Consider the following 22,346-nt stretch of genomic DNA (forward strand, 5'->3'; position numbering starts at 1 on the left):
CATGGAATTCATGGCCACGCCGTATCGGTTCGGCATCAGGTGCCCGGAGCTGTAGAGCGGATCTGCTCTACCCCAGGGCAGCGTTCCGGGAGGCCGTGTGCACCAAAGCGCCTTGCGGGGCCGCTGCCGCTCAGTTCTGCGTCCAGGAGCGGATTTCGGCGGCCGTGCTGCGTACGTCCAGGGCATCGCGGTCGATGCGTTCGGCCAGGTCGGCGGCCGTCTTGGCGGCGACGGTGACAAACAGTCCCGACGCGCTCAGGTAGGAGGCGGCAACGACGGCGGCGAACAGCTTGTTGCGTGCCTCCAGCGCGGGGACGCGCACCAGCTGGTGCATGAGGGCCGCGGCCCGGTGGTGCGGCTCGGCGTAGACGTAGACGTCCATCACCCTGTCGGTGTGGCGGGCGACGGCAGCCTGCAGGCTGCCGAAGTCGGTCACTTGCGGGTCCGCAGGCAGACTGCGGTGGGCCAGGTCCAGGAGCCAGGCCCGGTCGATGTGCACGATCACGCGGCGTGGTCCGCCTTGCGGGCAGGGGCAGCGCCTTGGCTGTCGGCGCCGAAACGCTCCTCGAAGTGGTCGGCCCACGCGCCCGCGAAGTGATCGCCCGCGACGAGGAAACGGTGGCGCAGATCGTTGGCCTCGTCGGCGAGCAGCTGGCGGGCGTACTCGTTGACTTCCATCCCGGCGGCCGCCGCGCGTTCCTCGATGGCGGAGTACACGGCTTCGTCGACTCTCACGTTGATCTGCTTCTTCGCCATACCTCCCATCGTAGCAACGCGTACAGGACGCTACACAGCACTCTGCCGGATCCTCTGACACCACCGGACCGACCGGCACAGCCGCGCCGCCCGCCCGGTCCGCCTCGCCCGTCGCCTTCGTCGTGGAGCCCGGTTTGGGCTCGTGCCTTCGGGGCCGACATGGCTCGTGGCACCTGGTGGTCGGTGGGTGCTGTCGCCGGTCCCGGGCGGCACCCGCCCCCGGCCGACGACACCAGCGCCGGTCGCTTGCCGCCATCCCGGTCGCGTGGATCGTTGCGGTGTCCGTGATCCACGTTCTTGCGCCGCCCGACATTCATCTGGGGCCGCTGCTCGTCGCTGCGCCGGCGATCACACCGTCGTTCGGCGGGCCCCGGGCGGTGGGACTGGTGGCTGCGGGCCGACCACGAGGCACAGATCATCGCCCTGGTGCCGGTCGGCACAAGCCTCGTGATCTTCTGCGTACTGCAGGAGCGCCGCGTCAACGAGCTGACCTGCCCAACACGGTAAAGGCCCGGCCACCCCACCAACACCCGCAAGGGCGTTCCCCCCGCTCAACCCGCCCCCCAAGGAGCGCTGCACCCTCCCTCGTTCACCGAGTCGTCGGTTTGCCGCCGCAGCGGCGCCCTTCGAAAGACCTGGCGGCTGCGGACCGCGGCTGGCGTGCCGTCCACGGTCCACAGCCGCTCGGCCGACTCCTGCGTGAGCAGCGGACCGAGCCGCTGAACAGCGGGGTTACCGGCCCCGTCGTGCGCGGCAGCACCCGGCTACCGGCAGCATCCGGTCAGTCGGTGGAAGCCGCCACGGGTGGCGTCATCCGCAGCCCAGCGGACGCGCCCGTCAGCGACCGCTCGGTGCGCAACTCCAGGGCAGCGTGCGGGAGATGCTCTGCGCGCGGGCTCTTGCCACGCCCCTCAGTACCAGAGGTACAGGTGGTACTTGAACTTCCCGTCAGTGCCGAGGCCGGGGTCGCACTCCCAGGTCCACGAGGGGTTCCGATTCACCCAGTACCACCCCCGGGTCTCGCACTCCCCACGGGTGCGGTGGCTGCTGTAGAAGTGCCGGCTCTCCTGCGCGCTGCGGCCGTCAAGGACACTCTTCGTACCGGCAGGAGCTGCGGGCGAGGCGGCGGTAGCCGCCTGGGCTGGTGCGGCCATGAGACCCAGTCCCACGGTGGCTCCGAGAGCGAGCCCTGCGATCATCTTGCGGATGTCCATCTCGATTCCTTCCTCCGGCGAAGGCCCTGGCGGGACAGCCCCGGCCTTCGCACCTGTTCGACGGCCATCACCTTGCTCACGCGGCCTTGCCCGAATCTTGGAGGAACCTTGGATCAGCCGATCAGAGCCAGCGCCATCCGCACAGCACATGCAGGCGACTTGCCGCACACCGCGTTCCGGTCTTGAGCCGCCTGGCCGGCTCGAGGCGGCACAGCTCTGGCGGCCCGCCGCGCCGCCCTGCACTCCGCACCGGTGGTGAGCGGCAGTTGAACGGTCATCAGTCCCGCAGCCGGGCCAGTATCTGTTCCGCCTGTGCGGTGCGTTTCTGTTCCTGGTACAGCGCCAGGGCCTGCTCCCAGGCTGCGCGGGCGGCAGCGAGGCTGCCCATGACCTGATGGGTTTCGGCAAGATTGGCGAGGGTGTCCGCCTCGTTGGAAAAGTCCGCGTACTCGCGGAAGAGAGGCAGGGCCCGCTCGTAGTACTCGACCGCCTGCGCGTGCCGGCCGGTGCGATGGGCGATGTAGCCGAGACTGTCGAGGGTGGAGGCGGCGTCGCCGGGACGTCCGTGTTCGTCGTACAGGCGCAGCGCCTGCTCGCAATGAGTACGCGCCTGCGGATAGCGGCCGAGCTGGGCGTGCATCCAGCCCACGGCGTTGAGCTGGTTGGCCTGCCAGACCGGATTGTCCAGTTGCTGGTAGAGGGCGAGGGCGCGCAACGCATGCTCCAGCGCGCGCTCGTCGTCGCCATACTGCTCCCAGACCCGGCCGAGGGTGCGGCAGATGTGCGCCTGGCCCGCGATGTCGTCGGTGCGTTCGGACAGGGTGAGGGCGGCACCGAGATGGTGCAGGGCCTTGCTGTGGTCGCCCGTCAGCGAGTGGGCGTGTCCGTACCGCCAGTGGGCCAGGGCTCTGGGGGCAGGAGCGTCGCCGTGGCGTTCGGCCGCGGTCAAGGCGGCCCGCCAGACCGTGAAGTATTCCGTCAGGTGGTAACCGGACTGGTGGTACGAGATGAGGGACCAGGCCAGTTGCCACACCCGGGGGTGACGGCCGGTGGCCAGGGCCAGGGACTGGACGGCCAGGAGGCAGACATGTTCCTCGTCCAACCACTGGAGCGCGGCCGTGGTGTCCGCCGGGCTCAACGGGCCGCACCCGGGCGCCGGCGTCTCGACCCGGCTCGCGAACGGCGTGTGCGGGCCGTCCAGGAGTTCGTTGGCCGCGTAAGCGGTGTGCGCGTAGAAGTCGACGAACCGGGTCAGGGCGGCCTCCCTGTCCTGGCCGGGCAGTCGATGGGCGAGTTCGGCGGCGTACAGGCGCACCAGGTCGTGCATCCCGTAGCGTCCGGGGCGGTCCTGCCGCACCAGGTGGGCGGACTCCAGTTCCGTCAGCAGAGCTCTGACCCGGGCCGGGGAAGACGCGGCGAGACTCGCCACCGCGGCCAGGCTGATGTCCGGCCCGGGAGCCAGGCCCAGGAGGACGAACAGGGTGCCGGCCGACGAGGTGAGCGCGCGGTGCGAGGCGGCGAAGGCCGCCCGCAGGCTGACGGTGAGATCACCTCCATCCAGCGCGTCGAGGCGGTCGGTGGCCTGGTTCAGTTCCCCGGCCAGAACGGCGAGCGGGAAGTCCGGGTGGGTGGCGGCGCGAGCGGCCACGACCCCCAGGGCCAGCGGGAGCCCCGCGCAGTGCTCCACCAGCGCGGCCACGGACTCCGGCTCGGCGGCGGCCCGGCGTGTGCCGAGATGGCTGACCAACAGGTGATGCGCCTCGTCCCGGCCAAGGACGTCGAGCGGCAGCAGCTGGGCCCCGTTCGTCGCCACCAGCGCGGTCAGACGGTTGCGGCTGGTGATCAGCACGGTGCACGAAGGGCTGCCCGGCAGCAGCGGCCGGACCTGGTCGGCGTCGCGGGCATCGTCCAGGACGATCAGCATGCGCCGTCCGGTGAGCAGGCTCCGGTACTGCGCCGCCTGCGCGTCCGGGTCCGCCGGGATGCTGTCCGGGGCAGCGTGCAGCGCATCGAGGAAGGCGCGTACCACGAGGGCGGCGGGCATCGGCTGCTCGGCCGGGTCGAAACCGCGCAGGTTCGCGTACAGCTGTCCGTCCGGGAACCGGTGCGCGTTCTCGTGCGCCCAGCGCAGCGCCAGCCAGCTCTTGCCGATGCCACCGATGCCACCGATCGCCGAGATCACCACGGTCTCGCCCGGACCGCCCTCGGCGTCCGCCGAAGCCTCCAACGCCGCCGTCAGCTGGTGCAGTTCCTTGACGCGACCGGCAAAGGCCGCAGGCGGTGCCGGAAGTTGACGGGGCACGGGCCGCAGCGAGGCGGCCGTCGGCAAGAGGTGCGACGAGGCCAGTGCGGGGTCGGCCTCGAGGATCCGCTGGTGCAGGTCCCGCAACGGCGCCCCGGGGTCCACGCCGAGCTCCTCGGCGAGCCGTTCCCGGGTGCACCGGTAATGGCTCAACGCATCGGCCGCCCGCCCGGACTGATACAGGGCGAGCATCAGCTGACCGGCCAGCCGCTCGTCCAGGGGGTGCGCCTCGGCCCGCGGCGTCAGGTCGGCCAGCAGCTCGCCGTGACGGCCCTGGAGCAGCGCGAGGTCAGTTCGGTCCAGTTCGGCCGCGAGCCGCTCACGGGCCAGCGTCTGGCGCAGCGTGCTGAACCAGGGCGTGTCCAGGGTGGCGAACGGCTCGGCCCGCCACAGGCCGAGCGCTTCCTCGAACAGGGCTACGGCATGCTCGCCGTCCTCCGTGGTCCTGGCCCGCGCAACCAGGTCCCGGAACCGGTGCAGGTCCACCGCTGAGGCGTCGACGGTGAGCTGGTAACCGCCCGGCTCCTTCACGATCCGTACCCCGGCGCCCTCGAGGCAGCTCAGCGCCTGCCGCAATCGGGACAGGTAGCTGTACAGGGTGGAACGGAACCGCTGCGGGGGCCGGTCCGCCCAGATGCGGTCGGCCAGTTGATCCACCGAGACGGTGCGGTTGGCGTCGGCCAGTAACGCCGCCAGTACGCCGCGCTGCCTCATGTGCCCGATGTCGAGCGGCTGGTCGCCGACCTGGACCTCGATGTCACCCAGCACCGCGAACCGCACCGTCACGTACCGAACCTCCAACTTTCACGGCCCTCTTCCGGCCCCGTCCCGTCGTCGAGCCGAACCGGACGGCGTCCTGCCGAGCCCGCTCACCACCCTGACCTGCCTGTTCAAGGTCTGTCCAAGGTTTGACCACAGTCGGCCGGAAACAGTGGTCGAGGCGGTGCCCGTACGGGGGGCGGGCACCGCCTCGACCACTGCCCCCGAAGGAGGGGCTTGCGGTGCTAAAGGGACGCCGCTTGGCGTGGAAGATCTACAACAACGACTCCCGGTACGGACAGAGTGTGGACCTCGTCGGCCACTCCATGGGCGGCCTCATCATCCGGGCCGCCCTGACAGGCACCGAGCGTCAGATGGAGGGATGGCCGCCCTTCATCTACACCGAGGACATCGTCACCCTCGGCACCCCTCACTACGGCGCACCGGCGTCAACGATCTGCACGGTGATCGCAATCAATCGCCAGTGCGAGGACATGGATACCGAGTCCGTCTTCATGCGGTGGCTGCACGCCACGAACCTGCCGGCCTCCGCGCAAGGAACCGACTGGACGCTCATCGGCTCCGAAGCCGACAGCGATGTGTCCATCGGCAGCACGACCCCGGTCGTCGACGCGGCACAGCAACTGGTGCGCTACGCCGACTCCACCAACATCGGGCACAGCGATCTGCGCACCGTCAACAAGGGCCGCTGGCTCATGCGCTACTCCCAGGACAGCGGAGAGAGCTGGACCAGCTTCAGCAAGGGGGCGGCACCGATCCGCGCCACCTTCAACTCGCTGTACTGGCAGTCCCGATGGTGACGCACCAACCATGACCGCAGGGCCACGCTCCATCAACCCGGCGGTGCCCGGAGCACTCGCGCTCCGGCCACCGAGGCTGCGCGTGCTCCAGGCTCGGGCACTTCTGATCGGCGAGCCGGAAGAGTTCGAACCCGAGTGGGAACGCCCCTCCCACCTCGTCTTCCGCCGGGCCATCCTCTTCGATGTCCTCGCCCCGTGCGTCGCCGCCCATCTGCCCACCCCAACCGACGGCCTCCCGGACATCCTCGGCTCACTGGTCACGGCGATGACCGGGGACGGAGCACACGTCGAGGAGTTCTGGATGGTTGCGCACCTGCATAACGCGGCGCAAAGAGCAGCCTGACCCGCGCAGTTGAACACCGCACCGACAGAGCACCTCCTTGAATCTCATGATCCGGCATGACGGTGCTGGCCTGTCGGCCTGTCAGGGCTCAGGTGCCCTCATTGCCCCGCAGTTCCTCCACGGCGGCGCGGGCCGCCGCGCCGATGACGGCGTCCGCGCGCGGGAGTCTCTTGTCCGCACGGGCTGCCTGGGTGAAGACGACGGCGGTGTAGGCAGCGCCGTCGGGCAACTCCACCACGCCCGCCTCGTGTCGCATCGTGCCGAACGTTCCTGTCTTGCCCGATACCGTCACGTCGTCGTAGGGGAATCCGGAGGCGAGGCGGTGGGACCACGGCTGGCGGCCCATGGTCTCGCGCATCCAGGCGCAGCTCTCGGCGGAGGCCGCGCCGTCCGTCCAGATCGCTCGCAGCAGCCGGGCCAGGTCCGATGGCGTCGAGGATGCCTTCGACAAGGGGTTGTAGACCGTGGCGGGCACCGTGGCGTCGTTGTCGGCGAGGCGTTCCATCGCGGCACTGAGCGACTCCGTGCCGGTCTCCAGGACCATCTGCTCGAACGTCGTGGCCACCCCGCCCAGGATGCGGGTGTCCGGCAGGCCGAGTTCCTGGCACAGTTCCTCGACGGCTGCGGGCCCCACACAGCGCAGCACCGCGTTCGCCGACGTGTTGTCGGAGATGCTCATCATGAGGACGACCAGGTCGCGCAGCGAGATGGTGACCGGGTCCCGGAGGATGGAGAGGCCGGTTGGGCCCGGCATGCGTTCGTCGGGGCCGAGCGTCACCCGCTGGCGGGGGTCGAGAGCGCCGGTCTCCGCCAGCCGGCAGAAGGCTGTCATGAGGGGGACCTTGTAGACCGAGCCCACCGGCACCGGTTCGTCCGGGTCGATTGTCACGCAGGCCGCCGGCCGGTGCAGTTCCGCCACGTGCAGCCAGCCGCGCACCCCGGCGTCCGCGAACATGCCACGAATGGCGCGCTCGGTGTCATTCTCCCGCCTCGCCGCGCTCACCGCCCCGCCCGCCGGGTCAGAGTGTCCGTCAGCAGCCGCGCCGTGGATGCCGTTTCCTCGGAGTCCGGGCGGCGGGCGTCCCACACCACACGTAGCCGCAGCGGGAGTTGCGGGTCGGTGGCCGGGGTGCGCTCCACGCCCTCGGCCGAGAGCCCCGCGTCAGCTGTGATCAGCACGGCCTGGCCCGCCGCTACCAGGGCGAGTCCGGCGCGCTCGTCGGGGACCACGACCGTCTCCACCCGGCGCCCGCGACTGGCCAGGGTGTCGATGAACAGGTCGTAGGCCGCCGGTGCTTCCTCGCGCGGCCGCACCGCGAACGGCAGGCGCCCGCCGCGGCCGGCCGCCTCGACAGCGGTCCGGTCGGGGGTCAGACGCCAGGTCGGAAGGAGTACCACTGCGCCGGAGGCGAGTCCCGGAAGCACCGCAGGGTGCCGGATCACCGCGAGGTCCAGCCGGCCCGCGGTGATTTCGGACAGCAGCGTGGCGGTCGGGGCCGTCGCGACGGTGAGCCGGGTGGGTACCCCGGCGCGGCCCGGTGCGGCGGCCACGGCGGCCGCGAGGTGAGCCGGCACCTCGGGCGTGAGTCCGAGGCGCAGCCGGCGGCCGTCGGCCCGCTCCCGCGCGCCCGTCTCCCGAAGCTCCGTGAGCGCGGCGAGAGCCCGACGGGCGTGCGGCAGCAACAGGGCGCCCTCATGGGTGAGCGTGACACCCCGGCTGCGTTCGAAGAGGCGCACGCCCACCAGTGCTTCGAGTCGGCGAAGTCCCTGGGACAGCGGCGGCTGGGTGATGCCCACGCGCCGCGCGGCCGCGCCGAAGTGCTCCTCGTCCGCCAGCGCGATGAAGATTTCCAGATGGCGTTCGGTGAGCAATATGCGCCCCTGACGTGCACAGATATGAATGACAAATCGATGTGACGTCGAGAGTGTATTCGACATGGCGACTCGCCGCGGCCTTGACTGTGACCGCTGCGCCGGCCGGTGACCGGCCGCTTCGGCGGCCCGGGTCCCGCACGTCCTGGCGACCGGCTCACCGAGGAGAGAACGATGTCGCACCCGCACTCGCACCCGTATCCGGCAGATCCGCCGCATCCTGCATCACCCGCACGTGAGACACCCAGAGGCGGACGCCGCCGACGGACATACGGGATCATCGCCCTCGTCCTGCTCCTCACCGGCGGCGGCTACGCGGGCCACCAGTTCCTCGCCGGCGGCCCGGGAGGCACCGATCCCAAAGTCGCCGCGGCCATGGACCGTCTCAAGCCCTTCCTCACTGCCTGGCAGAGGGGACAGACCGAGCAGGCGGGCACGTACACCGACAGCCCGAAGGCCGCCGAATCGCTCCTGGCCTCGGTGATGACCAATCTCGCGCCGACCCGGACAAAGATGAGCTTCGAGGACGGTGCGCCGCAGGGCGAGGACGAGGTGCAGGTGCCCTTCACTGTCGCCATGCGCATACCCGGCATCGGCGAGTACACGTGGGACTCCCGGGCGCGGCTGCGCGAGCGATCCGGGAAGTGGACCGTGCTGTTCTCGGCACCGATGGTCCATCCACAATTGCGGCAGGGCCAGACACTCGCGCTCAGCAGTCGGGGCGACAGGGCGAAGATCCTCGACGGTGACGGCGGCGAGCTGGAAGCCGCCTCCCTCACCGGCACCGTCGACGAGAAGAGCGGCAAGGGCCTCTCCGGGCTCCAGGCCCGCTACGACGACCGCCTCGCCGGGGGCAAGGGGCCGCGCAAGGCCGTGGTGATCGCAGACCGGCAGAGCGGACAGGCCGTACGGACACTTGCCGGAGCGAAGACCCGTCAAGGCCGCGCGGTGCGCACGACCATCGACCCCAAAGTGCAGCGGGCCGCGGCGGATGCCCTGTCAGAGGTGGACAAGACGGCGGCGATCGTCGCGCTCGATCCCCGCAACGGGCACATCCTGGCCGCGGCCAACAAGCCCGGCGGCATGAACCGGGCCCTTGCCGGACGCTATCCGCCCGGCTCCACCTTCAAGGTCGTCACCACCGCAGCCCTGCTCAAGCAGGGGCTGAGCCCCGACGCCCCCGCCCCCTGCCCGAAGTTCACCCGTGTCAACGGCCAGCGCTTCGAAAACCAGGACCAGTTCGTACTCCCCGCGGGCTCCACGTTCCGGGAGGCGTTCGCGCAGTCCTGCAACACCTACTTCGTCGACGCCCGCGAAAAGCTCTCCGACTCCACACTGCGCGACACCGCCCGGGCGTTCGGCATCGGTGGTCACTGGGACGCGGGCATCACCACCTACGACGGCAAGGCCCCGGTCAACACCAGCGACAACGACAAGGCCGCCGCCGTCATCGGCCAGGCCCGCGTACAGGCTTCCCCGCTGGTGATGGCCTCCGTCGCGGCCACCGTCAAGAAGGGCACGTTCACCCAGCCGGTGCTCGTTCCGGACGAGGTCCGCAACACGTACCTGGCCCCCGAGGACCTCAGCCCTGAAGTGGTCAGCCGACTGCGCTCGCTGATGCGCTCGACGGTGACATCGGGATCGGGCCGGGCGCTGAAGGATCTGCCGGGCAATCCGCACGCCAAGAGCGGCACAGCCGAGTTCGGCACCGCACAGCCACCGCGTACCCACGCCTGGATGATCGGCTACCAGGGCGACGCCGACCTGGCCTGGGCCGTGCTCCTGGAGGACGGCGGATCCGGCGGCTCGGACGCCGGGCCCGTGGCGGCCAGATTCCTGAAGAACCTCGATTCCTGACGCTCCTGGATTCCTGAAGCACCTCGATTTCCGAGGGCCCACAACTCCCAGAGCCAACAACTCTCAAAGCCCACAACTCACGAAGAAGGAGAACGCACATGAGTCTCACCGACACCGGCGCAGCTCCGCCCACCCGTCGCAGGCTGCTGGCCCTCGGCGCCGGTACCGCCCTGGCCACCTTGGTGTCCGCCGCGGGCACCAAGACGTACGCCGCCACACCCGGTGGGGGGCGGCTCACGGATCAACTCCGCGCGCTGGAGGAGGAATACGCCGCCCGGCTGGGTGTCTTCGCGCTCGACACCGCTTCGGGGGCGACGGTGTCCCACCGAGCCGACGAGCGCTTCCCGATGTGCTCGGTGTTCAAGGGCCTCGCCGCGGCGGCTGTCCTGCGGGACGTGGACCGGCACGGCGAGTTCCTCGCCCGGCGGATCCGCTACACGGCGGAATTCGTCGGGGCCGCAGGCTACATTCCGGTCACCGGGAAGCCGGAGAACATCGCCCACGGCTTGACCGGCGCGCAGTTGTGCGCCGCGGCCGTCAGCGAGAGCGACAACGGCGCCGCGAACCTCCTGCTGCGCGAGCTGGGCGGCCCCACCGCCATCACCCGGTTCTGCCGCAGCCTCGGGGACGGCACGACTCGCCTCGACCGCTGGGAGCCGGAACTGAACAGCGCCGAACCCTGGCGGACCGAGGACACCACGAGCCCGCGGGCCATCGGCATGACGTACGGCCGTCTCCTTCTCAGCCGCGCTCTCTCACCCGGGGACCGGAAGCGGTTGCTGGGCTGGCTGGTGGCCAACACCACCAACACCGAGCGCTTCCGCAAGGGCCTGCCCGCGGACTGGATCCTGGCGGACAAGACGGGCGGCGGCGCACAGTACGGCGTCGCCAACGACGTGGGCGTCGTCCAGCCGCCCGGCGCCTCGCCGCTGGTGCTGTCCATCCTCTCGACGAAGTACGAGCCCCAGGGCCCGACGGACAACCCGCTGGTGGCCAGGGCCGCCACCCTCGTGGCCGACGCACTCCACGTGCATTCTGCGGGCTCGGCGTCGCCCGGCAGTGCTTTCCTTCTCCGGTCAAGAGCAGGTCGCCGGGGCTGATGCCGGGCAGGGCGGCTTGCCGCTGCGGTGAGGATGGCTGAGGCGAGGGTGACGCCGGTGCGGAAGCCGGGCAGTTCCCAGATGGGGCCGCGCCCAGTGCGGGTTGCTTTGCCGCTTTGCCGCGGGTCCGGGCAGTGTTGCGGGCGGCGGTGTCTGCTCGGTGGGTGACTGCTCGGACCTGGGTGTCCGGCAGGGACATGAGGTCTGTCACCCACGGTGTGCGTGCGGAGAGACGTATCCAGACGGCCAGGGCTGCGATGTCCGTCGTGCCGAGGCTGTCGGTGGGCTCGGTTCGCTGTGCGACGCCGTGGATAACCACGTCGTAGCGTCAGGCATATCGGCGTCTCCCTGCCGCGGCTGGGTGTCGACTCTTCTAGAGCGCGGGCCAGTCGTCGCAGCAGGCGGCGGTGGCGCAGCTGCAGCAGGGTGTCCCGTGCACCGGTGTGCAGGGCGCCGCCGATGTCGCGCAGCGGGTGCTCGTCCTGAAATGACCAGCGTGTTCTCGCCCCACGGCCGCATGTCGAAGGCGATGCGCGCGGTGCCCTGCGGTCCGCTGTAGGCCTCCAGCTCCAGGAAGCGCGCCCCCCTGGTGGGGGTAGGCCGCAGGCGGCGCGAGCGTTGGGGCATGCGCGGCGCCGGGTGCCCGTGGCTTGGCTCTGTTCGTCATCTGTGAGTGCTGTGGGATTGCATCAGGCGTCGGAGACGTCACCGTGGCTCAAGCTCGCCACCGTAGTGCCCGTTGGCTCGATGCTGGCCCCGTGTGGTCCGGGCCCAAGGCCCGACCAGCAGACGGGGAGCTGCGGCAGCAATTGTCCAACACTCCGCCGAGCAGGCGCTGACCTTGATGATCTGTCAGGTTGCCGGTGGCACGCGGCGAGAGCAGATGAGTAACGCGGCGGGCCCGCGAAGGCGAGGAAATGCTCGGCCTTGCGCTATGACCCGAAACGGCCGCGACGACCAGCAGCGGTCACGTGCTGCGCTGGTCGTGGGCGTCCCGGCGGATCCGGTCGGTCCTGCGGGTCATCGCGTCGATGCGTTCGGCGAGTTCGGAGTCCTGGGGGCGCAGGTGGGCGCGGGTGTCGGTCAGGGGGCGGACAAGGCCGGCCGCGTCGTTGCCGGCCAGGGCCTCGTTCAGCTCGCCGACGGCCGGCTGGGCGCTGGCGGGGAGGTCGGTGAGCGAGGTGACCTGGCCGGCGAGGCGGCGCAGGTCGGCTGCGTTGTCGCGGGCCCATGTGGTGACGCTGCGGTCGGCGGCGCGTGAGTCGCGGGTGGCCTGGACGCGCTGTTCGCCGGTGCTGCCCGCGGAGCCGGGGCGCAGGCGCAGGTAGCGGCGTTCGGCGGCCTGGCGGCTTGCGACGCCGAGAGGGCCCGCGAGGTCGGCCCAGCTCGCGCCCTGGCGGCGGGCGGTTTCGATCAGGCCGCTTTCCCAGCCGGCGAGCTGGTCGCGGACCTCGCGCAGCATCAGGAGCGCGGCCAGTGCGGGGTGCGGGCCCGAGTCCGCCGTTGGGCCGCTCGCGGCGGTCGGCAGGTCGGCCGGTGATCGCTGTGCGTCTTTTACGACCAGGTCGATGGTCTCCAGTGCCGCGGCGGCGGCAGGGAAGGGAACCCGCGCACCTGGTTCGGAGGCTTCGTGCATGGCACTCTCCGTCACTCTGTCGTCCTTTCGATGACACTTCAGTTGTCATCGTTCTGATGACATGCTACAACGTAAGCACGTTGAAGCGCATTGGCAGTTTCTGCCTGAACCAAGTGGAGGTGTTTCGCGATGTTGATGCGCACTGACCCGTTCCGCGAGATGGACCGGATCTTTCAGCAGCTCTCGGGTACGACCGGCACGTGGTCGAAGCCGTCGGTCATGCCGATGGACGCCTACCGCGACGGCGACACGTACGTCCTGGCCTTCGACCTCCCCGGCATCGGGCCCGAGGCGATCGACATCGACGTCGAGCGGAACATGCTGACCGTCAAGGCGGAGCGCCGGCCGGCCGCCAAGGGCGAAACCGTGCAGATGGAGCTCTCCGAGCGGCCCCTCGGTGTCTTCTCCCGCCAGGTCGTGCTGGCCGACACCCTCGACACCGAGCGCATCGAAGCGCACTGCGATGCGGGCGTCCTGACCCTGCGCATCCCGATCGCCGAGCGCGCCAAGCCCCGGAAGATCACCATCAGCGGCGACGCCGAGCCCAAGCAGATCGCCGACTGAACACGCCCGGCCACGTCGGCGGAGGGCGGGGGAGGACGGGCGAGCCGGTGCCCCCGTCGCTCCCGTCCTCCCGCGCCGCCGCAGCCTGCCGGGCGCGCACCGGTTCAGCCCGGCACAGGCCGCACGGCACCCTCACTCACGTCACCTGTCCCAAATCCCGCCCGGATGGGCCCTTTTCTCCGGTTTCTCCGGGCGACCCGGCCCGCGGCCACCGACCGCCCACACCTTCGACGAGAAAGGCAACCGTTCCACGATGTACGACCAGCTTCGAGCGCACCCGTCCCGTGCGGCCATGACGTTCGACCAGATGCTGGAAAGGGTGCGCTACGAAGGCGCCTACCCCACCCGCGAACGCGCCGCGGAAGCCGTGCATACCGTGCTGGCCGCCCTCGGCCGCCAGGTCACCGGCGACGAACGCGTCGACCTCGCCCAGAGCCTGCCTCTCGAAGCCGCCCTGAGCCTCACCGCACAGATCCCCGATGCTGAACACCCCACCGGCTGGGGCTTCGTCAAGGACCTGGCCTCGCGTACCGGCGTCACCCCCGCCCTCGCGCGCTGGGACACCGGCGCCGTACTCACCGTCGTCGCACGCCTCGCCGGCCCCGATCTCATCGCCCGGATCCTCGGCCAACTCCCCGGCGGCTACGCCCTCCTCTTCGGACAGGCAGAACTGCGCCAGCCCCAGCCCACGGGCTGATGCGATGTCGTAGCGCGCCGTACTGAACGGGCAGGTTCGGGTGGCACAGCGCCGTGGCGGAGACAGCCACCGTCCCGGCGCTTCCGGACGAAGCCGTTGGGTGAATGAACAAGCGCCTCGACCTGGGGCCGGCCGCCGCTGTGCCCTACCCCCGCACCCCGGCCAGCACGGCTGGCGGAGAATTCCCGGCCCCGGTCCGGATCCTGGCCGCCCGCCTCGCTGACCGGCGTTGGCGATTCTCACGGGGCATCTCTGGTCACATGCCCATGCGCCACCCTGCGGGCCAACCCCGACGCCACATAATGCCAACTGAGGCAGTCGGTTGCTCTCACCGTGTCGGGCTGTACGAGGCAGGTGACGGGCGATGACGGTGCGCTCTGCGTGACCGTCTGGGACTCGGCGTGCAGGTTCGTCCGGGCAGAGTTGTCGGCCGGGCGCGCCATCCTGGACCTGGAGAACAAGGGGGTCCGTGGTCACCACGGTGTACGTCCTCGTCCCTGCGGCCCGGGGTCCCGGCCCTGGCGTAAGGATGCCGGCGACAGTGGGCACGTGGGTAGCGGGCGAGGGCGTGGTTGGGCGTGCGGCCCGCCACGGGCATCGGGCGTGTAAGCGGATTGCGGGCCCGCAGCGTAGTAGGGGTGTGAAGCAGCTGGAGTTCAGGGAGTTCTACCGGGCCGACCGGGACGTGTGCCTGCGGGCGGTCCTGGCAAGTGTGGGTGATCGGCAGCTGGCCGAGGATCTGGTGGCCGAAGCTTTCACCCGCGCATGGACGCGGTGGTCGAAAGTAAGCCGGCACCCGTCACCGAGAGCATGGATCGTACGGACCGCGCTCAATACCCGTATCAGCTGGTGGCGACGCCGGCGCCGAGAGGTCGCCATGCCCGAGCGGCACGAGGTCTGTCAGCCTGCGCCAACCGATGCCGCCCTTGACCCCTCCCTGCTGGCCGTGCTGCGCCGACTGCCGCAACGGCAACGGGAAGTGATCGCATTCCGGGTCTTCCTCGATCTGGACACCGCGACCACCGCCAGGACTTTGGGAATCGCGCCGGGCACGGTAACAGCCCATCTGGCACGGGCCGTTGCGACGCTGCGCGGCGAACTCGTATCCACACCCCAGCAGGAGGACCAGGATGAGTGACGCCGACACCACCCGGCTACTGGACACACTCAAGCGATCGCTGGACGACGTCCATCTGCCCGTCTCCCTCGAGGAGATCGTCGCCGAGGGCCGGTCCCGCAGGCGTCGGCGCAAGGCCGCCGGCGCGGCCGCCGCCGCCCTGACCGCCGGCCTCGCGGTAGGGCTCACCACCCTCACCAATCCCTCGACGGCACCGCCCTCCTACGCCACGTCCGGCGCCGGGGTGCACGTCCACACCGCCGCCTACAGCGTGGACAGCCAGCAGGACGGCACGGTGCACGTCACCTTCGACAAGGAGCGCTACTTCAAGGACCACCAAGGCCTGCAGCGGGCACTGCGCAGCGCGGGGTTCCCCGTCCTGATGAAGGTCGGCGTCTTCTGCAAAGGACCCGACGACAACGGGAAGCTGAGCCCTTCGGGCGAGGGCCCCGGCGTCGAACGCGTCAGGACCGGCGAGCGGGAGGACAACGGGCGGGTCAGCTTCGTCTTCAAGCCGGAGAACATGCCGCGGAATACCCAGCTGTTCATCGGCTACCTCAACGCCGCCCAACTGGCCTCGGTACACGGTAATCCCGGATCCGTGGAGCGCCTGGTGCCGACGAACGAGAAGCTGACGTGCGACACGGTCGCACCACCGGAGCACGTGTATCGGTAGGGCACGCGGCCCGGCGGGCCCGGGCCGCGCGGTTGTTGACGACCACGCGGTCCGGGCAGACATCCGGGGCCAGGGGTGCTTCCCGTCCGTGGACCATGCGACCTGATCAAAGGTCGCAGGTGACGGAACTGCGCAGCAGGCGGACCACCGGCTGCGGGGACGCGCACAGAGGAAGCGGGTGAGTACCGCCAGATCGACGACGACGTCAAAGGTATTCGTCGGCCATGGGATCTTGGCCGGGACGGTCATCTGGATCCGTTTCTGCGCACCGCGTGGAGGGGCAGGGCGTCTGCACCCGTACCTGCCCGCCCGGACATACCGCCGAGCAGGGCAGAGCGATGACACTGAACGTTTCCAGTCCGTGCTTCACAGGGGAGGGCGCACGCATGCGGGCACAGCAGACCGGCGACGAGCAGCGGGAAGGTTCGCAGCGCCCGGGATCGGCGAAGGCCGTACGGCAGTCCGGGCCCGGCGGCGGAACGGCCGCGGAGTCGGCGCTGCGATTCCAGGGTCTTGCCGGGAACTCGGCAGTGTCGCGCATCATCGCGGAACAGCGGCACGCGCCCACCGCGGACTGCGGGCACACACCCCCCGTCCAGCGCACGGCGGCGCCGTCGGGTCCCGCGCCTGTGGTCCAGCGCATGCAGCAGGACGAACTGCACCAGCATCCACAGGGCCCCGCGCTGCGGGTACGGGGTCCGCGCAACTCCCGTGCGAGCGACCGCACACCGAACGCGCTGACAGCGGACGAATGGCACAGCCTGCCGCAGGCCACCCGGGACGCCGGACACAAGCAGCGCGTGGACGTCGACGCGGACCCGCAGACGCTCCAGGAGACCGATCCGCTGCTCCACTACACCCTGGGCGGCATCCGCCGGCTGGCGCCGGGCATTTCCCCCGCGGCCGGGCGCAACGAGGTACTGGAGGGCATCGGCCGCGCCGACCCGCGAACGCTCGGCCACTGGAACCGCCAGGACGCACGCGACACACAGCTGGGCCGCGACGCGCGAGCCACGCGCGACGCGTACACGCAGACGTCCGAGGACCGGCAGCAGCGCCATCAGGCCGTGGAGGACACACTGGCCGACGCCGGCTCCCAGGACGCGATGGGCGACCTGCGCGCACTGCTTGAGCAGTTCGAGGGCGTGGCCATCGGCGGCGCCCACTCCGGGGCACCGATCTGGCAGTTCCTGCGCTCGCACATGGAGCAGATCAAGGCCGCCGGGGTGCGCACCCTCTACCTGGAGAGCATCCGGGACGACGGCTATCAGTCACACGTCGACGCCTACCTCGCCGGCGGGACCATGAGCCCCGAGTTGCAGGCGTTCGTCACCCGCTACGACACCGGACTGAACCTGGGCACGACCGGGCTGGCAGCGGTGCTGGAGGCCGCCCGGACGCACCACATCCGGGTCAAGGGCCTGGACGGCCGCCCGGCCCGCCGCCCCACGATGTCGGCGACCGCCCTCTACCAGCGCGTCGCCGCCATGAACACCTACGCCGCCCAGAACGTCGCCAATGACCGGCGCCGCCCCTCAGCGACGGGCGGCTACCTCATGGAGCTGGGCAGCGCGCACACCGGCATGTACGCGGGCCCGCCGCAGAACGCGTCGGTGCACGGGGCACAGTTCCAGGCGGGCGAGGGCTTTCCCGGGGTGGACGACCTGCTGGGCATCCCGGCCGTCGGCTACCAGGACGACGACCGCTTCCGCCGTCTGCCCAACGCCTGAGAGGCCGTCTTCTTCTGGTGCTTCATCCCGAATCGGCTTGCCATTCAATTCAACGATCGGTGTCGCATCTCCGTGGTTTCGTGCCGGCTTTGTGATGGGCGGGGCGGCTGTATGCCTCGCCGGTCGCGAGGACGCGGCCCGTGTGGTGACGGGCGGCCGGACGGCGGCTCTTCGAACCAAGTGGCCTTCCTGGCCCGGACGTTGAGGGTTTTTGGTGCGCTGGCTGAAGAGCCGGCTTTCGTGCGCAGGTTTCTGAACCCCCGTCGGACGCAAGCTCAGCCCAGCACTCCGGCCGGTATCCGCAAGCCCTGTCGCAGTCGGAGGGCGTCCTGGCTCGGAGGGACACCGAACTGGCGGCGGTACTCCCTGCTGAACTGGGATGCGTTGTCGTATCCGACACGCTGTGCGACCCCGGTGATGTCGCCCCGGCGCTGGGCCAGCAGCAGGCGGGCCTCCTGGAGGCGGATCTGTTTTTGGAATTGGATGGGGCTCATGGCCGTGACGGCCTGGAAGTTGCGGTAGAACGCGGATGCGCTCATGCCGGCGCGGCGGGCCACGTCCTCGACCCGGAACGGCTGGGCATAGTGTTCGCGGATCCAGCGCACAGCCCGGGAGATATGGGTGAGGCTGCTGTCGGCCAGGCCCAGTTGGCGCACGCTCGCCCCCTGTTCGCCGGTGATCAGCCGCCACAGGATCTCCCGCTTGACCAACGGCGCCAGCACCGGGCGGTCGCGCGGCTCATCCAGCAGGCGCAGCATGCGTACCACCGCATCCAGCAGTGCGTCGGGAGCCGTGCTCACGGTGATGCCGGCGGGCGCCCCGGCGCCGGCACGGGGCGTGGGTGCAGGTCCTGCTGCGAGCAGCAGCTGAGCGACCTCGGACGGTTCAAGGACCAGGCCGAAGCCCAGGGCGGGCTCCTGTGGATCGGCCCGCAGGAAGTGCCCGGTGACGGGAAGGTCGACGGAGGCGACCAGGTACTGGCCCGGCCCGTAGTCGTAGACGCGCTCGCCCAGTGCGAGGCGCTTGGCGCCCTGGGCGATCACCGCAAGGATCATGCCGGTCATCGAGGGAGCCGGCGGATCGGAACGGTCGATTCTCGAGATGAGCACGCCGTCGATGGCCGTGCTCCAGTCAGGTCGTGCATGGCGCGCCAAGAGGGTCCGGAGCTCGTCGAGGTGCATGTCCTCATTCCAGCACCACCCAGGGCCGCAGTTCCTTGGCGCGAGAGGATTGTGCAAGGAGGGGCGAGGTTTGTTGTATCGGCTCCGGCGGCGCGTTGGTTGTCTGGAAGGGCCGCGGGACACCCCCGCGGACCGCAGGGTCGCCACCGTCACATGCGCCTTCGCGCCGCGGGTCCAAGCCTGCCGCACGCCGTGCCGCCGGGGCCGGTCCGCACACCCTTTCCGCAGGAGGAACGGCATGAAGATCGCCATCGTCACCGGAGCCAGCTCGGGGATCGGCCAGAGCGCCGCCGTCCGGATCGCCGAACGCGGGGCGGGCGTCATCCTGACCTACGGCAAGAACCTCCAGGGCGCGCTCGACACCGTCGCCACCATCGAGAAGGCCGGCGGCACAGCTGTCGCGCTGTCCCTGGACACGGGGGACAGCGGTTCGTTCACGGCCTTCCGGTCCGCAGTGGCCGGGGTCCTGCACGACACCTTCGCCCGCAGCACGTTCGACTATCTGGTCAACAATGCCGGGCGCGCCGGCACGTCACTGATCGCAGACACCAGCGAAGAGCTCTTCGACGAGTTGATGAGGGTGCTGCTTAAGGGGCCCTTCTTCCTGACGCAGACCCTGCTCCCGCTCCTCGCGGACGGCGGGGCCATCGTCAACACCAGCAGCAACTCCACCACGGTCGGCATGGAGCCCGGGTATTCGGTCTACGCCTCGATGAAGGGCGGCCTGGACGTGCTGACCCGGTACATGGCCAAGGAGTTCAGCCCGCGCGGTATCCGCGTCAACGCCATCTCGCCCGGAGCGACCCGCACCCGGCTCGGCGACGACGCTTTCACCAGGTTTCCCGAGGTCATTCCCGCACTTGCCGCGAAGACCGCCCTGGGCAGGGTCGGGGAGCCCGACGACATCGGCATGGTCATCGCCACGCTCCTGGCCGAAGAGAGCCGCTGGATCACCGCGCAGAACATCGACGTCTCCGGCGGCTTCAACCTCTGAGCGAGCGGCACTCACGGTTCTCGAGGTGGGTAGGGCCGAGCCCGATCGTCGCGCGGGCGGAACCTTGTCTCCCCGGCCCCACCATCGTGCGACCGAGGCGCCGCCGGCGAGACCGCTGTCAGCGGGCCAGGCCGCCTGGTCGCCCCGTGGTCCGGCCGACCCCGTTTATCGACGGTGGCCAAGCTGCGTCGGGCCCCGGACCGGGCGCGGACAAGGGCGGAGGGATCAGTGGGGCGGCGTGCTTGTCTGGGGCGAGGGCGGCGCTGCCGGTTGGGGGCGTAGGAGATCTTCGGCGGAGCAGACGTAGTCGGGGGTATCGGTCAGGCACAGGTTGAGTCCCTGCTCGTCACGCCGGATCATGGCCGACAGGAAGCAGAACTCGGGTGCGTCGTCAACGTCCAGTGAGATGTCGTAGCCGCTGGTGAGATCCTCGTCAGCGAACGAGCTGCCATTGTCGTCGGGTGTGGTGAAAAAGCTCCAGTGCCCAGCTGCTGTGTCGGGGCAGTCGGTACCTTCCTCCAGTGTGCTGTCGAGTTTCTCCCCGCTCATGACGTGGCCAGCAGTCAAGTGGAGGCCGGCGCCGGCCGGGTTGCTCCACGTGCCGGCAAGAGCCGACTGATGCACGCGGGCCGGTGCACCCCCCGGGCTGGCGCAGCCCACACAGGCCCAGGCCACCACGGCAGCCAGAGCCACCAAACGTCTTGATGACGTGCGCATCCGCATCCCCACCCCATGATCGACCGAACGCGTTCACGATATGCGGGCGGGTTCGCACGTCTCACGGGGGAGGGGGCTTCGAGCAGTGCCAGCACCGCATGGCCTGCGCACGCTGTGACTGCTCAGTCCAGCGTCAGCCCCGGGGAGAGCCCTCCGCCGAGTGCACCTGGTCCTGCCCGCCGACCACCACACACCCGCGTTCGCCGCACCTGGCCAGCGGAAGCGCCCTCGCCCGGGAACTGATCGGCTGCCTGGCGAGGGCGCTACTTGGCCGTGTGCGGCACCAGTTGAGGTATCGCGGGAATCGCAGCACCTTCTTGGGGACGCAAATGCTTGAACAGGCCGGGCCGGCCGGGCCATGGAGTGCGATGGCACTCGCATGTCTGCTGCTCGCGGTCTTGCAGCCAGCTGTGGTCCGCTACGCCACTTCCCGTGGTGATGACGACCAACGTCGGTCGGTGCCTGCCGAGCCGAGTTGAGGGACGAAGGAGTGCGGCGCATGCGCCGTGTTGCGATCTGCGCCGGTGGGCCACAAGTAGCCAGCGCCGACGGCCGCCATGCCCGGCCGGCCGAGGAATTTGGTTGCGCAAGATTGTGCGGATGCGGTGATACTCCGTCATGAGTAGAGATGCAGAGGTCATCGTGCTTGCCCGTTGGTCGGACGAGGTCATGGAACCGCTGACCCGGGACGACCCGGAACGCACGTGGCGAGGCCGCTTCGTGCCGATCGCGGGGCACTGGGGCTATGAGTTCGGATGGGCTCTGGAGTTCGACAAGATGCGCGCCCGCAAGGGCCTGCTCAAGCACCTGGAGTCGCTGCCGTGGCCGCATCCGCCCACGGTGCAAGTGCTGCTTCGCGACCAGGACGACGACTGCTTCGGACTGTGGATGTTCCAGGAAGGCCGGCTGGTGGAAGTCACGATCCCGCGCACCGAACGTTTCCACGAGCCGGCACCGCCCGACGAAGAGTTCGAACCCGACCCGGGCATGCTGCTGCGCACCGACCAGGGCACAGCCCTGCCCGACCAGACCCCGCCAGCACTCCGCGACACCCGCCCGCCCTGGTAGACCCCCAGCCCGATCACCAGAATTCCCTGTCGAGCCCGGTGTGTTGAGCTCAATGGCCGCACCCGGTGTGGTGCCGGTGTTCAGCGTGCTGCTGTGGCTGCGCGCTCGCGGAGCAGGGCGAGCTTCTCGGCCGCGCCGGTGTCCGGAGCGGCCCAGTTCAACACGATGTGCAGGTCGGCTCGTTCGATGGTCATGATGTCGCAGTCGAGGACGATCTCGCCGAGGTCGGGATGGACAACCGTCTTGTGTGAACGCCCGATCGGCAGGGTTTCGTAGCGGGTCCAGAGATCGGCGAAGCGCGGGTTGGTCTCTCGGAGTCCGTTGATCAGCTCGGTGACGGCGCGGTCGTCGGGGTAGCGGTCGGCGGCCCGTCGCAGGTCGGACACCATCATGCGTTCAAAGGCGTCGGCGTGTGCGGCGCCGCGTTCGATGCGGGAAGCGCCAGGTGCAGGCAGGGCGGCGAAGTGCCCCCAGATCAGATTGCTCGACCGGGCATCGGCTACGGCGGGGCTGCCGAACAGCTCGCCCCAGAGCGGGTTGCTCTGCACGATGTCCCAGGAGGCGGTGAAGACGGCCAGCGGGGTGTCGCTCATCCGGTCGATCATGCGCTGAACCCCGGGCGGCACCTCACGTGGCACTGTCCCGGACGGCGGGACGACCGCTCCTGCCAGCCGGTAGAGCAGTTCGCGTTCCACGGCGTTGAGCCGCAGCGTCTGCGCGAAGGCCGCCAGGATCTGGGGCGAGGGATTTTTCGCGCGACCCTGTTCGAGCTGTACGAGGTAGTCGACGGAGATGCCGGCCAAGACCGCCAGCTCCTCACGGCGCAGGCCCGGAACTCGTCGGCTGCCTGCAATCGGCAGACCGACCACGGCCGGGCCGATGCGCTCTCTCCACGCCCGCAGAGCTGGGCCGAGTTCGGTGTGGGTGGTCATGAATCCAGTA

The 22,346-nt window shown here is 70.0% G+C and carries 21 protein-coding genes and 1 pseudogene; 12 read left to right on the forward strand and 10 right to left on the reverse strand.

What is annotated here, in order from left to right; translation table 11 throughout:
* Nucleotides 1-130: 130 nt before the first annotated feature.
* Complete coding sequence (locus ACWFR3_RS06780; RefSeq protein ID WP_453733476.1) at nucleotides 131-505, reverse strand: fic family toxin-antitoxin system, toxin component; 375 nt, start codon at nucleotides 503-505, stop codon at nucleotides 131-133.
* Nucleotides 502-756 carry a plasmid mobilization protein gene (locus ACWFR3_RS06785; RefSeq protein WP_453733477.1) on the reverse strand — a complete coding sequence of 85 codons (255 nt, stop codon included), beginning with the start codon at nucleotides 754-756 and terminating at the stop codon, nucleotides 502-504. Before ACWFR3_RS06785 ends, ACWFR3_RS06780 begins: the two co-directional genes overlap by 4 nt.
* Nucleotides 757-1,010: 254 nt before the next feature.
* On the opposite strand from ACWFR3_RS06785, the pseudogene ACWFR3_RS06790 reads away from it, so the two are divergent.
* Nucleotides 1,011-1,248, forward strand: a pseudogene (locus ACWFR3_RS06790) (serine/threonine-protein phosphatase); the annotation flags it as partial.
* Between the two features lie 419 nt (nucleotides 1,249-1,667).
* Here the strand turns inward: ACWFR3_RS06790 and ACWFR3_RS06795 are convergent.
* The gene (locus ACWFR3_RS06795) at nucleotides 1,668-1,970 is read right to left on the reverse strand and encodes a hypothetical protein (RefSeq protein ID WP_453733478.1); all 303 of its coding nucleotides are present in this window, start codon (nucleotides 1,968-1,970) and stop codon (nucleotides 1,668-1,670) included.
* A 277-nt stretch (nucleotides 1,971-2,247) separates the two neighbouring features.
* The gene (locus ACWFR3_RS06800) at nucleotides 2,248-5,058 is read right to left on the reverse strand and encodes a BTAD domain-containing putative transcriptional regulator (RefSeq protein WP_453733479.1); all 2,811 of its coding nucleotides are present in this window, start codon (nucleotides 5,056-5,058) and stop codon (nucleotides 2,248-2,250) included.
* A 233-nt stretch (nucleotides 5,059-5,291) separates the two neighbouring features.
* Here ACWFR3_RS06800 and ACWFR3_RS06805 point away from each other — a divergent pair, with 233 nt between their 5' ends.
* Nucleotides 5,292-5,852: an esterase/lipase family protein gene (locus ACWFR3_RS06805; protein WP_453733480.1), complete on the forward strand. Its 561-nt coding sequence runs from the start codon at nucleotides 5,292-5,294 to the stop codon at nucleotides 5,850-5,852.
* 10 nt (nucleotides 5,853-5,862) lie between these two features.
* Nucleotides 5,863-6,195: a hypothetical protein gene (locus ACWFR3_RS06810; RefSeq protein WP_453733481.1), complete on the forward strand. Its 333-nt coding sequence runs from the start codon at nucleotides 5,863-5,865 to the stop codon at nucleotides 6,193-6,195.
* A gap of 88 nt (nucleotides 6,196-6,283) precedes the next feature.
* Here ACWFR3_RS06810 and ACWFR3_RS06815 read toward each other — a convergent pair whose 3' ends face one another.
* Entirely contained in the window at nucleotides 6,284-7,150 is an 867-nt protein-coding gene (locus tag ACWFR3_RS06815; protein ID WP_453733482.1) for a serine hydrolase, read from the reverse strand.
* Between the two features lie 44 nt (nucleotides 7,151-7,194).
* The gene (locus ACWFR3_RS06820) at nucleotides 7,195-8,067 is read right to left on the reverse strand and encodes a LysR family transcriptional regulator (protein WP_453733483.1); all 873 of its coding nucleotides are present in this window, start codon (nucleotides 8,065-8,067) and stop codon (nucleotides 7,195-7,197) included.
* Nucleotides 8,068-8,241: 174 nt separating this feature from the next.
* Here ACWFR3_RS06820 and ACWFR3_RS06825 point away from each other — a divergent pair, with 174 nt between their 5' ends.
* Nucleotides 8,242-9,924 (forward strand): penicillin-binding transpeptidase domain-containing protein, encoded by a 1,683-nt coding sequence (locus tag ACWFR3_RS06825; protein WP_453733484.1) that lies wholly within the window; start codon nucleotides 8,242-8,244, stop codon nucleotides 9,922-9,924.
* A 98-nt stretch (nucleotides 9,925-10,022) separates the two neighbouring features.
* Complete coding sequence (gene bla, locus ACWFR3_RS06830) at nucleotides 10,023-11,024, forward strand: class A beta-lactamase (RefSeq protein ID WP_453733485.1); 1,002 nt, start codon at nucleotides 10,023-10,025, stop codon at nucleotides 11,022-11,024.
* 967 nt (nucleotides 11,025-11,991) lie between these two features.
* Here bla and ACWFR3_RS06835 read toward each other — a convergent pair.
* Nucleotides 11,992-12,660: an HSP18 transcriptional regulator gene (locus tag ACWFR3_RS06835; RefSeq protein WP_453733486.1), complete on the reverse strand. Its 669-nt coding sequence runs from the start codon at nucleotides 12,658-12,660 to the stop codon at nucleotides 11,992-11,994.
* Nucleotides 12,661-12,789: 129 nt separating this feature from the next.
* Between ACWFR3_RS06835 and ACWFR3_RS06840 the strand changes: the two genes are divergently transcribed.
* The 5 genes from ACWFR3_RS06840 (at nucleotide 12,790) to ACWFR3_RS06860 (ending at nucleotide 17,444) form a co-directional block, all read left to right on the forward strand.
* Nucleotides 12,790-13,224: an Hsp20/alpha crystallin family protein gene (locus ACWFR3_RS06840; protein WP_453733487.1), complete on the forward strand. Its 435-nt coding sequence runs from the start codon at nucleotides 12,790-12,792 to the stop codon at nucleotides 13,222-13,224.
* Between the two features lie 253 nt (nucleotides 13,225-13,477).
* On the forward strand, nucleotides 13,478-13,921 hold the full coding sequence (locus tag ACWFR3_RS06845; RefSeq protein ID WP_453733488.1) for a DUF2267 domain-containing protein: 444 nt from the start codon (nucleotides 13,478-13,480) through the stop codon (nucleotides 13,919-13,921).
* Nucleotides 13,922-14,561: 640 nt separating this feature from the next.
* Complete coding sequence (locus ACWFR3_RS06850) at nucleotides 14,562-15,059, forward strand: sigma-70 family RNA polymerase sigma factor (protein WP_453733489.1); 498 nt, start codon at nucleotides 14,562-14,564, stop codon at nucleotides 15,057-15,059.
* The gene (locus ACWFR3_RS06855) at nucleotides 15,052-15,714 is read left to right on the forward strand and encodes a hypothetical protein (RefSeq protein WP_453733490.1); all 663 of its coding nucleotides are present in this window, start codon (nucleotides 15,052-15,054) and stop codon (nucleotides 15,712-15,714) included. Before ACWFR3_RS06850 ends, ACWFR3_RS06855 begins: the two co-directional genes overlap by 8 nt.
* Before the next feature lie 386 nt (nucleotides 15,715-16,100).
* On the forward strand, nucleotides 16,101-17,444 hold the full coding sequence (locus ACWFR3_RS06860) for a hypothetical protein (RefSeq protein ID WP_453733491.1): 1,344 nt from the start codon (nucleotides 16,101-16,103) through the stop codon (nucleotides 17,442-17,444).
* A gap of 275 nt (nucleotides 17,445-17,719) precedes the next feature.
* Here the strand turns inward: ACWFR3_RS06860 and ACWFR3_RS06865 are convergent, their stop codons facing one another.
* Entirely contained in the window at nucleotides 17,720-18,625 is a 906-nt protein-coding gene (locus ACWFR3_RS06865; protein ID WP_453733492.1) for an AraC family transcriptional regulator, read from the reverse strand.
* Nucleotides 18,626-18,863: 238 nt separating this feature from the next.
* Here ACWFR3_RS06865 and ACWFR3_RS06870 point away from each other — a divergent pair, with 238 nt between their 5' ends.
* Nucleotides 18,864-19,619, forward strand: a complete 756-nt coding sequence (locus ACWFR3_RS06870) for an SDR family NAD(P)-dependent oxidoreductase (RefSeq protein ID WP_453733493.1) — start codon at nucleotides 18,864-18,866, stop codon at nucleotides 19,617-19,619.
* Between the two features lie 225 nt (nucleotides 19,620-19,844).
* Here ACWFR3_RS06870 and ACWFR3_RS06875 read toward each other — a convergent pair whose 3' ends face one another.
* On the reverse strand, nucleotides 19,845-20,168 hold the full coding sequence (locus ACWFR3_RS06875) for a hypothetical protein (RefSeq protein WP_453733494.1): 324 nt from the start codon (nucleotides 20,166-20,168) through the stop codon (nucleotides 19,845-19,847).
* A 786-nt stretch (nucleotides 20,169-20,954) separates the two neighbouring features.
* Between ACWFR3_RS06875 and ACWFR3_RS06880 the strand changes: the two genes are divergently transcribed.
* Nucleotides 20,955-21,404 (forward strand): hypothetical protein, encoded by a 450-nt coding sequence (locus ACWFR3_RS06880; RefSeq protein ID WP_453733495.1) that lies wholly within the window; start codon nucleotides 20,955-20,957, stop codon nucleotides 21,402-21,404.
* A gap of 80 nt (nucleotides 21,405-21,484) precedes the next feature.
* Here the strand turns inward: ACWFR3_RS06880 and ACWFR3_RS06885 are convergent, their stop codons facing one another.
* Nucleotides 21,485-22,336, reverse strand: a complete 852-nt coding sequence (locus tag ACWFR3_RS06885) for a helix-turn-helix transcriptional regulator (RefSeq protein WP_453733496.1) — start codon at nucleotides 22,334-22,336, stop codon at nucleotides 21,485-21,487.
* Nucleotides 22,337-22,346 lie beyond the last annotated feature (10 nt).

The organism is Streptomyces sp. NPDC055189, assembly GCF_053606765.1.

What these genes read in the sequence shown, in the direction of transcription:
- ACWFR3_RS06840 (WP_453733487.1), top strand. Translation starts at nt 12,790, where the DNA reads ATGTTGATGCGCACTGACCCGTTCCGCGAGATGGACCGGATCTTTCAG.
- ACWFR3_RS06870 (WP_453733493.1), top strand. Translation starts at nt 18,864, where the DNA reads ATGAAGATCGCCATCGTCACCGGAGCCAGCTCGGGGATCGGCCAGAGC.
- ACWFR3_RS06815 (WP_453733482.1), bottom strand. Translation starts at nt 7,150, where the DNA reads ATGTTCGCGGACGCCGGGGTGCGCGGCTGGCTGCACGTGGCGGAACTG.
- ACWFR3_RS06855 (WP_453733490.1), top strand. Translation starts at nt 15,052, where the DNA reads ATGAGTGACGCCGACACCACCCGGCTACTGGACACACTCAAGCGATCG.
- ACWFR3_RS06860 (WP_453733491.1), top strand. Translation starts at nt 16,101, where the DNA reads ATGCGGGCACAGCAGACCGGCGACGAGCAGCGGGAAGGTTCGCAGCGC.
- ACWFR3_RS06885 (WP_453733496.1), bottom strand. Translation starts at nt 22,336, where the DNA reads ATGACCACCCACACCGAACTCGGCCCAGCTCTGCGGGCGTGGAGAGAG.
- ACWFR3_RS06875 (WP_453733494.1), bottom strand. Translation starts at nt 20,168, where the DNA reads ATGAGCGGGGAGAAACTCGACAGCACACTGGAGGAAGGTACCGACTGC.
- ACWFR3_RS06845 (WP_453733488.1), top strand. Translation starts at nt 13,478, where the DNA reads ATGTACGACCAGCTTCGAGCGCACCCGTCCCGTGCGGCCATGACGTTC.
- ACWFR3_RS06795 (WP_453733478.1), bottom strand. Translation starts at nt 1,970, where the DNA reads ATGGACATCCGCAAGATGATCGCAGGGCTCGCTCTCGGAGCCACCGTG.
- ACWFR3_RS06825 (WP_453733484.1), top strand. Translation starts at nt 8,242, where the DNA reads ATGTCGCACCCGCACTCGCACCCGTATCCGGCAGATCCGCCGCATCCT.
- ACWFR3_RS06880 (WP_453733495.1), top strand. Translation starts at nt 20,955, where the DNA reads ATGAGTAGAGATGCAGAGGTCATCGTGCTTGCCCGTTGGTCGGACGAG.
- ACWFR3_RS06810 (WP_453733481.1), top strand. Translation starts at nt 5,863, where the DNA reads ATGACCGCAGGGCCACGCTCCATCAACCCGGCGGTGCCCGGAGCACTC.
- ACWFR3_RS06835 (WP_453733486.1), bottom strand. Translation starts at nt 12,660, where the DNA reads ATGCACGAAGCCTCCGAACCAGGTGCGCGGGTTCCCTTCCCTGCCGCC.
- ACWFR3_RS06865 (WP_453733492.1), bottom strand. Translation starts at nt 18,625, where the DNA reads ATGCACCTCGACGAGCTCCGGACCCTCTTGGCGCGCCATGCACGACCT.
- ACWFR3_RS06785 (WP_453733477.1), bottom strand. Translation starts at nt 756, where the DNA reads ATGGCGAAGAAGCAGATCAACGTGAGAGTCGACGAAGCCGTGTACTCC.
- bla (WP_453733485.1), top strand. Translation starts at nt 10,023, where the DNA reads ATGAGTCTCACCGACACCGGCGCAGCTCCGCCCACCCGTCGCAGGCTG.